The organism is Sphaerisporangium melleum, from assembly GCF_014646695.1.
In the GTDB taxonomy this organism is placed as follows: domain Bacteria; phylum Actinomycetota; class Actinomycetes; order Streptosporangiales; family Streptosporangiaceae; genus Sphaerisporangium; species Sphaerisporangium melleum.
Genome location: NZ_BMNT01000051.1, coordinates 43848 through 54036, shown reverse-complemented (window position 1 = coordinate 54036; position 10189 = coordinate 43848). Strand labels below are relative to the sequence as shown.

At 71.2% G+C, this 10189-nt stretch carries 11 protein-coding genes and 1 pseudogene; 9 read left to right on the top strand and 3 right to left on the bottom strand.

Annotation, left to right across the window (positions count from 1 at the left end; genetic code table 11):
• The 5 genes from lepB to IEY93_RS32990 all read left to right on the top strand — a co-directional run.
• The coding region (lepB, locus tag IEY93_RS33010; protein WP_189167092.1) for a signal peptidase I at positions 1-432 on the top strand (432 nt) is incomplete at its 5' end.
• A 192-nt stretch (positions 433-624) separates the two neighbouring features.
• A complete protein-coding gene (locus tag IEY93_RS33005) occupies positions 625-1320 on the top strand; it encodes a ribonuclease HII (protein ID WP_189167091.1) in 696 nt (231 codons plus the stop codon).
• Positions 1321-1359: 39 nt separating this feature from the next.
• The gene (locus IEY93_RS33000) at positions 1360-1683 is read left to right on the top strand and encodes a DUF2469 domain-containing protein (protein ID WP_067184127.1); all 324 of its coding nucleotides are present in this window, start codon (positions 1360-1362) and stop codon (positions 1681-1683) included.
• Positions 1684-2408: 725 nt separating this feature from the next.
• The gene (locus IEY93_RS32995) at positions 2409-2762 is read left to right on the top strand and encodes a YraN family protein (protein ID WP_189167090.1); all 354 of its coding nucleotides are present in this window, start codon (positions 2409-2411) and stop codon (positions 2760-2762) included.
• Positions 2763-4307 (top strand): YifB family Mg chelatase-like AAA ATPase, encoded by a 1545-nt coding sequence (locus IEY93_RS32990; protein WP_189167089.1) that lies wholly within the window; start codon positions 2763-2765, stop codon positions 4305-4307. It begins immediately after the preceding gene.
• 107 nt (positions 4308-4414) lie between these two features.
• Here IEY93_RS32990 and IEY93_RS32985 read toward each other — a convergent pair whose 3' ends face one another.
• Entirely contained in the window at positions 4415-4663 is a 249-nt protein-coding gene (locus IEY93_RS32985) for a hypothetical protein (RefSeq protein WP_189167088.1), read from the bottom strand.
• 397 nt (positions 4664-5060) lie between these two features.
• Between IEY93_RS32985 and dprA the strand changes: the two genes are divergently transcribed.
• Positions 5061-6215, top strand: coding sequence for a DNA-processing protein DprA (dprA, locus tag IEY93_RS32980; RefSeq protein WP_189167087.1), 1155 nt, complete (start codon positions 5061-5063; stop codon positions 6213-6215).
• Positions 6216-6368: 153 nt separating this feature from the next.
• On the opposite strand, the gene IEY93_RS38850 is transcribed toward dprA, so the two are convergent.
• On the bottom strand, positions 6369-6752 hold the full coding sequence (locus tag IEY93_RS38850) for a murein hydrolase activator EnvC family protein (RefSeq protein WP_229691675.1): 384 nt from the start codon (positions 6750-6752) through the stop codon (positions 6369-6371).
• Positions 6753-7431: 679 nt separating this feature from the next.
• Positions 7432-7629, bottom strand: a complete 198-nt coding sequence (locus IEY93_RS32970; RefSeq protein ID WP_189167085.1) for a hypothetical protein — start codon at positions 7627-7629, stop codon at positions 7432-7434.
• 449 nt (positions 7630-8078) lie between these two features.
• Here IEY93_RS32970 and rpsB point away from each other — a divergent pair, with 449 nt between their 5' ends.
• From rpsB to IEY93_RS38845, 3 genes and pseudogenes are all read left to right on the top strand, one after another.
• Entirely contained in the window at positions 8079-9041 is a 963-nt protein-coding gene (gene rpsB, locus IEY93_RS32965) for a 30S ribosomal protein S2 (protein ID WP_189167084.1), read from the top strand.
• Between the two features lie 114 nt (positions 9042-9155).
• On the top strand, positions 9156-9989 hold the full coding sequence (gene tsf, locus IEY93_RS32960) for a translation elongation factor Ts (protein ID WP_189167083.1): 834 nt from the start codon (positions 9156-9158) through the stop codon (positions 9987-9989).
• Positions 9990-10046: 57 nt separating this feature from the next.
• Positions 10047-10189, top strand: a pseudogene (locus tag IEY93_RS38845) (UMP kinase); the annotation flags it as partial.

Below are 10189 nucleotides of genomic sequence, written 5' to 3'. Positions count from 1 at the left end.
CCGGGTGACACGGTGAAGTGCTGTGACGCCAAGGGCCGGATCACGGTGAACGGCGTGCCACTGGACGAGAAGGCGTATCTGCATCCGGGTGATGAGCCCTCGCAGCGCTTCTTCGAGATCAAGGTCGAGAAAGGCCGCCTGTGGGTGATGGGCGACCACCGGTCCGTCTCGTTCGACTCGCGGTTGCACCAAGGTGACCCGGGTGGCGGTGCGATTCCGGCGGACACAGTGGTCGGGCGGGCGTTCGTCGTCGTATGGCCGTTCTCCCGCGCCACGACGCTGCCGATCCCCGGCACTTTCGAACAGGCGGCGTTGAAGACCGCCGCCATGGCCGGCGGCGCCGCGCCGTTGCTGCTCGGTTTCGCCGGGGCGTTCCCCCTGGTGGCGCTGCGCCACCGATGGCTCGTCAGAGCGCGACGCCGTTCCGGCTGACCCGCGACCGCCGCCCGGCCCCGTCGCCTAGGCCGATGGGGACATCCACAAAGATCCGATAACGTACCCCTCTTCGCGATTGGGGCGTAGGCTGGTGGTCATGGTCGTGCTCGCGTCGCCGTTCACCGGCCAGGGGGTCCGACCCTCCCGCAGGCCCTTACCCTCGCGGCGGGGCGCCGTGCCGCCTGCCTCATGACTGTCCTCTTCCGCCCGCGCCCCAGCATCGTCCGGCGTGACTCGGGGCTCTACGGGTACGAACGCGCGCTCACCCGCCGCGGCCTGTCTCCGATCGCCGGCGTGGACGAGGCGGGCCGCGGGGCCTGTGCCGGGCCGCTCGTGGTCGCCGCGGTGGTCCTCGGCTCCGAGATCGACGGCCTGGCCGACTCCAAGCTGCTCACCCCCGCCAGGCGTGCGGCGCTGCACGATCGCATCCTCGCGACCGCCCGGGCGGTGAACATCGTCGTCATTCCCCCTGAGGAGATCGACGCGCGAGGGTTGCACAAGTGCAACATCGCCGGGATGCGGCGGGCCGTCGCCGGTTTGGGGTGCGATCTCGGGTACGTTCTGATCGACGGGTTCCCGGTGCCCGGCCTCCCCGCGCCGTCGCTCGCGGTGTGGAAGGGCGACCAGGTCTCGGCGTGCGTGGCGGCCGCGTCCATCGTCGCCAAGGTGACCAGGGATCGCATCATGACCTCGCTGGACGGCCGTTACCCGCACTACGGCTTCGCCGAGCACAAGGGATACGTCACGGCCGGTCATCGGCGGGCGCTCGCCGCCCATGGTCCCTGCCCGCACCACCGTTTCTCTTTCGTCACAGTGAACTCTGTGGCGCGGTCAGGAGCGGGTGGCGAGATAGGCGACAATGAGATGGGGGCCGGTGTCCTCTGATCGGTGGCACCGGGGGAGGAAGGGAAGTGGAGGACCGGGATGAGCGCAGAGGATCTCGAGAAATACGAGACCGAGATGGAGTTGCAGCTCTACCGGGAGTACCGCGATGTGGTCGGGCTCTTCACCTACGTGGTAGAGACCGAGCGGCGCTTCTACCTGACCAATTCCGTCGACCTGGACGTGCGGACGGCTGAGAACGGCGACGTGTTCTTCGACGTGAAGATGCAGGACGCCTGGGTCTGGGACATGTACCGCCCGGCGAGGTTCGTCAAGAACGTCCGCGTCGTCACCTTCAAGGACGTCAACGTCGAAGAACTTGCCAAGCCGGACCTGGAGATGCCGAAGGAAGGCTTCTCCGGCTGACCGGCCCGCCACCTGCCCGGCCACCGTGAAGGGCCCGCCTTCTGCCGGGCGCCGGTCCCAGCGACGGATCACGGCCGGGTGGTGAGCTCGATAAGGTGCCGGGCCGTGCCTGCCGGGTCGGCGATCTGATGGAGGTGGGCGCCGGGCAGGCGGGCCGCCTGCCGGCCGCGCCGCGTCCGGCCGCCTCGCCGGCGAGGTCCGCGTAGGCCCAGGTCGACGGCCCGACGGATGGGCTGTGCACGAGGATGAACATGGGCGGCATATCGACATCCTGCCGCCGCGCTGTAGGGGTGGGGTGCCGAATCGGTGCTCATGGCCTCGTGTACCGCCGCCATCCGGGCCGGTTCGTGTCGCACCCTTCTGCTCCCGTCCGGCCGCCCGTCTGGTCGAGGTCGGCCCGGTCATGGCCGTCCGCACTCGTGGTTGCCGGGCGGTGGCACCACGTGGCCGTGATCCCTCTTGCGGCGGCCCGGATCCGGTCCAGGCGAGCCGGTACGTCGCCGTGGGTTGTCCACAGCGCAGAATGCCGGAGTTCGCTGCTTTGGTGGCTCCATGCCGGAAAGCGCGCCGGTTACGTATCTCCGTAAAACCGGGCGAAGGTGCCACGCGACGCGGTGGCCGGGATCTCGCAGCCAATGCGCCGAGCCGGGCGTCGTCCACAGAGTCCGGCTCGGCCGGTCGGGAGCCCCGGGCGATGGGCGATGGTCGGGGCCGGAGGTGGTCCCATGACCATGGCACACGAGCTGGGCAAGTACGGCGAGATGCTCGCCGCCGACTACCTGGGGGCGGCCGGGCTGCAGATCCTGGAGCGCAACTGGTGCCGCCCGGAGGGCGAGATCGACATTTTGGCGCGCGAGGGTCCCGTCCTCGTCGTCGTCGAGGTCAAGACCCGCTCTGGGCGAAGCCACGGCTCGGCCTTCGAAGCGGTGACCCCGGCGAAGGTCGCCCGTCTCCGCGGACTGGCGGCACGCTGGCTCCGGGACCAGAGCGAATGGTTCTCCGCGATCCGCGTCGACGTGGTCGCGCTCGAACGCTTCGCCGGCGAGTTCTCCATCCAGCACCATCGGGGGGTGTCGTAGATGGCGGTCGCCCGCACCCGCTGCGTCGCCCTGGTGGGCGTCAGTGGCCACGTGATCGAGGTGGAGGCCGACGTGGGGCACGGGATCGCCGGTGTGCACCTGATCGGCATGCTCGACACCGCTCTGAGCGAGGCCCGCGACCGGGTCCGCTCGGCGATCATCAACAGCAGATATCCCTGGCCCGACGCACGGGTCACCGTGAGCCTGTTCCCGGCCTCCCTGCCCAAGCGCGGCAGCCTGTTCGACCTGGCCATCGCCGTGGCCCTGATCGGCGCGGCCGGGCTGATCCCCAAGGAGCGCATCGCACCGCCGTTCTTCCTCGGGGAGCTCGGGCTGGACGGCTCGGTGCGGCCGGTGCGCGGCGTGCTCCCGGCCGTGCTCGCCGCGGTCGAGGCCGGGGCCGAGTGCGTGGTCGTCCCGCACGCCAATGCCGCGGAGGCGTCTCTGGTGCCGGGGATCAGCGTGGTCCCGGTGCTCACCCTCGCCGAGCTGGTCGACAGCCTGCGCGGTGATGACTGGCCCGGCCTGACCGCCGGGCAGGCCGCGCAGGAGCCCGGATCCACCGGCCCGGACACCTCCGAGAGCCGGCCGCTCGATCTCTCGGACGTCGCGGGCCAGGCCATGGCCCGCAGAGCGCTGGAGGTGTGCGCGGCGGGCGGTCACAACCTGTGGATGCTGGGGCAGCCGGGCACCGGCAAGACGATGCTGGCCGAACGCCTGCCCACCCTGCTGCCGCCCCTTGACCGCGACCAGGCGCTGGAGGTCACGGCGATCCATTCGGTCGCGGGCATCCTGCCGCCCGGGCGGCCGCTGTTGCGCCGTGCGCCGTTCATGGCACCGCACCACACGGCCACCATCGCGGCCATCGTCGGCGGTGGCAGCGGTGTGATCCGCCCCGGTGCGGTGTCCCTCGCCCACCGAGGTGTGCTGTTCCTGGACGAAGCTCCCGAGTTCCCGGCCCGCGTCCTCGACTCACTGCGCCAACCGCTGGAGTCGGGGCAGGTGATGGTGTCGCGGGCGGCCGGAACGGTCACCTTCCCGGCCCGGTTCATGCTGGTGCTGGCCGCCAACCCCTGTCCGTGCGCCCAGCCGTCCACCGCGGAGAGCCCGTGCCAGTGCACCCCTCTCCAGCGGCGGCGCTATCTCGCCCGCCTGTCCGGCCCCCTGGTCGATCGCATCGACGTCAAGGTGAAGCTCACCCGTTCGACGCGACGCGAGCTGTTGTCCGATCGCCAGTTCATCGAGCCGAGCGCCGTGGTGGCCAAGCGGGTCGCACTGGCCCGCGAGCGCGCCCTCGAACGCCTCGCGGGCACGCCATGGCGATGCAACGCCGAGATCCCGACCGCGGCGCTGCACGCCGACTACCGCCTTCCGGCCTCGGCGATGTCACCGCTCTATCGCTGCCTGGACACCGGGGAGCTGAGCGCGCGCGGTCTCGACCGGGTCATCCGGCTGGCGTGGACCTTGGCCGATCTGATCGGCAAGGGTGAGCCCAGCCTGCAGGAGACCAACGCCGCCCTCTGCTTATGGCTCGGCACCGAGTGATGCCCCGCGAGGCCGGTCCACCGGCCGAGCCGAGCCATCCGATCCGCCCATCGCGACGACGTCCTGCACAGCGACCGGAGAAGATCCATGGACGCCACCCCTTCACCTCACACCGCCCCTTCCGCCCCGGCCACGCTCCCCGCCGACGGCACGGCACCTGCCGACTCGGCCCCCGCGCCTGCCGAGCCGCGCACGGTCACCACCGAGTCGGGCGCCGAGCCGCGCGCGGTCTGCATCGAGTCGCGCGCTGAGCCGCGTACGGTCTGCACCGAGTCGCGCGCTGAGCCGCGTACGGCGCCCGCCGAAATCCGCACGGTGCCGGCCGAGCGCTCGGCGGGTTTTGAAGATCCCGGCATGGTCCGCCCTGATCCGGCCGAAGTCTCTCCCCGTCCGGGCGCCGCCTCGGCCGATTTCGGTGCCGCCCTGCCTGGTCCGGACGGCGTTCCCGCACAGACTCCTCCCTCTTCTGGAGTGTGCTCCATCACGTCCGCCCGACCCGCTTCTCCGGTCCGCCGCGAGCCCGGCGATCCGAGCGTCTCCTGCACCAAGACCGTCGGCGCGGTCGACGCGGTTTCCGGTCCTGCCGCTCTCGGTGGCCTGCCGGAAGAGGCGGTCCCCTCGCGCGGGGGGACGCAGGACGCTGCCGACGGGCCGTTCAGCGAGGATGAGCCGCAGGAAAGAGCAGGGCCGCTCGTCGGGCACGGGGTGAGGGGGCCTCGGTGGGACGGCGGGCGGTTGGCCAGGGTCACGCTGATGCGCATCGCGGACGCCGGGGATGCCGTCATGGCGGCGCTCGTCGCCGCGTACGGACCTGAGGCCGCGCTGGAGCAGGTGCGGGGCGGGCGATTTGCCCCGGGCTTCGTGGACGATGTGACGTCCAGGAGCGGCCGGCCACCCGATCTCGAACGCCGGCTCCAGGCCTGGCGGACGCGCCTGCTCTCGGCCGATCCGGTCGCCGACCTTGCACTCGGCGAGAGGTCGGGTGCTCGCCTCATCGCGCCGGGCGATCTGGAATGGCCGACCCAGCTCGACGATCTCGGGCCCGAGCGTCCCCTCGCGCTGTGGGTGCAGGGCAACGCCGATCTCCGGTTCTCCTGTCTCCGCTCCGTGGCGGTCGTGGGTTCGCGGGCGGCCACGCCGTACGGCATGCATGTCGCGGCGGAGATGGGCGCCGGGCTGGCCGAGGCGGGATGGACGGTCGTCTCTGGCGGAGCGTACGGCGTGGACGCGGCGGCGCATCGCGGTGCTCTCGCGGGCTCCGCTCCGACCATCGCCGTGCTGGCCTGTGGCCTCGACATCGCCTACCCGGCCGCCCACGTCGGACTGTTCGCGGCGATCCGCGACCGAGGGGCCGTCGTCAGCGAATGCCCTCCCGGCGTCCGGCCGACCCGCCCACGCTTCCTCGTCCGCAACCGAGTGATCGCCGCCCTGTCACGTGGCACCCTGGTCGTGGAGGCCGCCCTCCGGAGCGGGGCGCTCAACACCGCCGCGCACGCGGGCACCCTCCTGCGCCGGCTCGCCGCCGTGCCGGGCCCGGTGACCTCGGAGAACTCCGCGGGCTGTCACCGGTTGATCCGGCGAGGAGAAGCCGTCTGCGTGACCTCGGCCAGAGAGATGATCGAGCTGGTGGGGGCGATGGGCGAAGATCTCGCTCCGGAACCGCGAGGGCCGGTGCTGCCGAGGGACGCCCTGGACGGGGACACCCGTGCCGTCTTAGAAGCCGTGCCGGCGAGGGCGGGAACAGGGCTGGCCACGATCGCCCTGGACGCGGGCGTCGACCTGACGACCGCGCTGACCTGTCTAGGAGCCCTGGCGGCCGCGGGCCATGTCGAACGTTCCGAGCACGGCTGGCGCCTGCGCCGCACCGGAGGAGCACGTTCTCCGTCCGACTTCCCCGCCTACCGCTGACCCCCTCGCCGCACATGGTGTCGTGGCCACGGGCGCGGATGGCGGCCGGAACCGAAGGCGGCGGACGCCGTGGGATCTTCGACGAGGTCGATGGGGCTGGATCGCCGTTCGCCGTCATGTGGTGCGCAAGGCGCGGAGACGGCGGGCGGGCGGTCATGGCGGCGGAGTGGGCCAGTGGGGGAGGAGGCGCACCTGGCCGAGGGCCACGAGCAGCAGAGGGTCCAGATAACCCTTTCGGCCGATCAGGCCCCAGTGCAGGCAGGAGATCGGGCAGTGCCCGGCCGTCCGCTCGACGGTGCCGATGACCTGGCCGCGCGTCACCGTCTGCCCGCGCCGGACCTTGGGCCGGACCGGCAGGTAGGTGGTCCGCAGCCCGCCATGCACGATCATGACCACGCCGCGCCCGGCCAGTGGCCCGGCGTACCCGACGATGCCGGCCCCGGCCGCCCGCACTCGACCGCCCGGCGTGGCGGCGAGGTCGACGCCCCGGTGCCCGGGCAGCCAGGGGCGAGGTGGCGGGGCGAACCTCCGCAGCACGCGAGAGCGCTCGTCAAGCGGCAGCCGCCACCGGGCCGGCTCATCCCACCGGCCCGGTTCGGATCCGTCCGCGTCGTCCGGCTCCGACCTGTCCGGCTCCGAATCCGCCGTGTCCCAGGCGCCTGGTGCCAAGGTGACGGTGTCGTCCTGCTCGGAGGTGCTCGTGTCGCCCGGCTCCGACAAGGTCGAGCCTTCTGCCGGCGACATGACGGTGCCGCCCGGCTCCGTGCCTGGCGCGTCCAGAGATGAGGCCCTTGCCGTCGGTGATGGGACGCCTGAAGAACGTGCGCCCCAATGCTCTCGCGCCAGCGGGCCGGCGGCCGCGGTCGAGGCGTATGGGGGCGAGGTGGGTGCTGAGGCGGCGATGACGGTGATGAGGAACACCAGTGAAAGCCGCAGGCCGGCGAAACGCATGGGCAGATCCTGGCCGGGAGACGAGCGGCGGCATGCGACCGAACCTCGTTCTGTGCATAACTCCGCCTGCGCCGCTCGCATCCCCTCGGAACCGGTCATGCGGCCGTGCCTGCCTTCGCCCCTGCATGGCGAGCACTCTCCCGCCTGGCCGTAGCCGGACCTCATGGCGGTGCGGGCCGACGCCGACGGCGCATGTGGTGGTCGCGTCGCCTTGTCGCCCGCACGCCGTCTGGCTCAGGCCGGCCGGTGTGTCCTTCCGGCGTCGTCACACGGGGTTCCGGAGACGGTGTGCGGTGGCGGTGCGGGCCGCCTGGTCGAGGGGAGATGACCAGACGAGGACGATGGAGAGAACGAGGACGATGGAGAGAACGGCCATGAAGGCGCAGGCCCACAGCGCGGAACGCAGGCCGATGAGCGGTCCGAGCGCGCCGCCGGCGAGCCCGCCGAGAGTCATCACGCCCATCGTGGAGACGGTCATCGTCGCGTTGACCCTGCCCAGCATGGCGGGCGGCGACTCGCGGAGCTGAATGGTCCCGCGCCGGGCCGTTCCTTTCCCTCTCGGGGGGCGCTCCCCGCGCGTCCGGCGCGCCGGTGACCGCGAGGGGGGTGAGCCGGTCGAGGCGATCCGGGCCGCCGCGACGTGGGGCGGGGCCAGCGGAGTCGCGACGTGGCGATCACGCTTTGCGTTCGGGGGGGAACCTTGGCCGGTGGGCCGGGCGTGGCCGGGTTACGGGTACACTTTTGGTGGCTCGTCAAGCGGGCCGACTTCGCACGCCCACAGGCGATTCGTCCTCTCGGTCCGGGTCCTCGATCCGGATGGGACGACTCAGGGCGTCAGGGTGGGAGCCTCCGGCTCTCACGGACAACCGAGAAACGCGCCCTCGCGGCGCTCTGATCAGGAGGACCATACTCATGGCCCCCGTCGTCACCATGCGGCAGATGCTGGAGAGCGGCGTCCACTTCGGGCACCAGACCCGTCGGTGGAACCCGAAGATGAAGCGCTTCATCCTCACCGAGCGCAACGGCATCTACATCATCGACCTGCAGAAGTCGCTGTCGTTCATCGACCGTGCCTACGACTTCGTCAAGGAGACCGTCGCCCACGGCGGCACCATCCTGTTCATCGGCACCAAGAAGCAGGCCCAGGAGGCCATCGCCGAGCAGGCCGCGCGGGTCGGCATGCCCTACGTCAACCAGCGCTGGCTGGGCGGCATGCTCACGAACTTCTCCACCGTGCACAAGCGGCTCCAGCGGCTCAAGGAGCTCGAGGAGCTCGACTTCGACAACGTGGCAGGCTCCGGGCTCACCAAGAAGGAGCTCCTGATGCGCCGCCGCGAGAAGGACAAGCTCGAGCGCACCCTCGGCGGCATCCGCGACATGGCGCGCGTCCCGAGCGCCGTCTGGGTCGTCGACACCAAGAAGGAGCACATCGGGATCAGCGAGGCCCGCAAGCTGAACATCCCGGTCGTCGCCATCCTCGACACCAACTGCGACCCGGACGAGGTCGACTACCCGATCCCGGGCAACGACGACGCCATCCGCGCCGTCAGCCTGCTCACCCGCGTGATCGCCGACGCCGTCGCCGACGGCCTCATGGCGCGCGCCGGTGCGGGCACCCGTGGTGAGGACAAGCCGGCCGCCGTCGCCGAGCCGCTGGCCGAGTGGGAGCGCGAGCTGCTCGCCCGCTCCGAGGGCGAGGCCGCTCCGGAAGCCGCCGCCGAGGCCTCCGCTCCGGAAGCCGCCGAAGCCCCGGCTCCGGAAGCCGCTGAGGCTCCGGCGCAGGAAGCCGCCGAGGCGCCGGCTCAGGAGGCCGCTGAGGCTCCCGCCGAGACCGCTCCCGCCGCCGAGGCCGAGGGCACCGAGCAGCAGGGCTGAGGCCACGTCCGCCGCATGGCCACCCGCCGTGCGGCAAGCAAGGCTCTTCACGGGTGGGTGTGCCGAACCGGGGCGCACCCACCCGATCCACGACGACCCGACGAGGAAAAGACAATGGCTTCCGTGAACATGGCCGACGTCAAGCGGCTTCGTGAGCTGACCGCCGCCGGCATGATGGACTGCAAGAAGGCCCTGGAGGAGTCGGAGGGCGACTTCGACAAGGCCGTCGACATCCTTCGCGTCAAGGGCGCCAAGGACGTCGGCAAGCGCGAGGCGCGCACCGCCTCCAACGGTCTGATCGCCGTCAAGCACGAGGGCGACTCCCTCGCCGCGCTGCTCGAGCTCAACTGCGAGACCGACTTCGTCGCCAAGGGTGAGCGCTTCCAGGAGCTGGCCGCCCGCGTCGTCGCCCACGTGCTGGCCACCCGGCCGAGCGACGTGCCGAGCCTGCTGGACTCCGAGCTGGACGGCAAGACCGTCAAGGAGCACCTGGACGAGGCCAACGCCGCCCTCGGCGAGAAGATCGAGGTCCGCCGCTTCGTCGTGCTCGACGGTGGTTTCGTCGTCTCCTACATGCACAAGACCGACCCGCAGCTTCCCCCGGCCGTGGGCGTCCTGGTGCAGCTCGACGGACCGAACGCCGAGCTCGGCAAGGACATCGCGCAGCACGCCGCGGCCATGGCCCCCAAGTACCTCAGCCCGAACTCCGTCCCGGCCGACGTGATCGAGAAGGAGCGCACGGTCTTCGAGCAGATGACCCGCGAGGAGGGCAAGCCCGAGGCCGCCATCGGCAAGATCGTCGATGGGCGCATCAACGGCTGGTACAAGGACTTCACCCTTCTTGAGCAGGCCTTCGTCAAGGACAACAAGAAGACCGTCGGCAAGCTCGCCGCCGAGGCCGGCGTGAAGGTCCTGGCCTTCGTCCGCTACAAGGTCGGTCAGGCATAGGCTTGGCCCCGAGAGGGACGTGAGCAGCTCATCATCACCACCGAGGAGGCCGCCGTCGTGCAGGAGAACCATCAATCCGCTACGCCGGCGGCTTCGTCGTTCGACGGACCGCTTCGGTGGAAGCGCGTCATGTTGAAGCTGTCCGGTGAGGCGTTCGCGGGCGCCGAGCCGCTGGGCATCGACCCCGTGGTGGTCGCCAA

Bases quoted from the DNA above. Each gene is read 5' to 3' on its own strand.
- tsf (WP_189167083.1), top strand. From the start codon at position 9,156: ATGGCTTCCGTGAACATGGCCGACGTCAAGCGGCTTCGTGAGCTGACC.
- IEY93_RS32985 (WP_189167088.1), bottom strand. From the start codon at position 4,663: ATGCCGGGATCTTCAAAACCCGCCGAGCGCTCGGCCGGCACCGTGCGG.
- IEY93_RS32990 (WP_189167089.1), top strand. From the start codon at position 2,763: ATGGCGGTCGCCCGCACCCGCTGCGTCGCCCTGGTGGGCGTCAGTGGC.
- IEY93_RS32995 (WP_189167090.1), top strand. From the start codon at position 2,409: ATGACCATGGCACACGAGCTGGGCAAGTACGGCGAGATGCTCGCCGCC.
- IEY93_RS33000 (WP_067184127.1), top strand. From the start codon at position 1,360: ATGAGCGCAGAGGATCTCGAGAAATACGAGACCGAGATGGAGTTGCAG.
- rpsB (WP_189167084.1), top strand. From the start codon at position 8,079: ATGGCCCCCGTCGTCACCATGCGGCAGATGCTGGAGAGCGGCGTCCAC.
- IEY93_RS33005 (WP_189167091.1), top strand. From the start codon at position 625: ATGACTGTCCTCTTCCGCCCGCGCCCCAGCATCGTCCGGCGTGACTCG.
- dprA (WP_189167087.1), top strand. From the start codon at position 5,061: ATGCGCATCGCGGACGCCGGGGATGCCGTCATGGCGGCGCTCGTCGCC.
- IEY93_RS32970 (WP_189167085.1), bottom strand. From the start codon at position 7,629: ATGGGCGTGATGACTCTCGGCGGGCTCGCCGGCGGCGCGCTCGGACCG.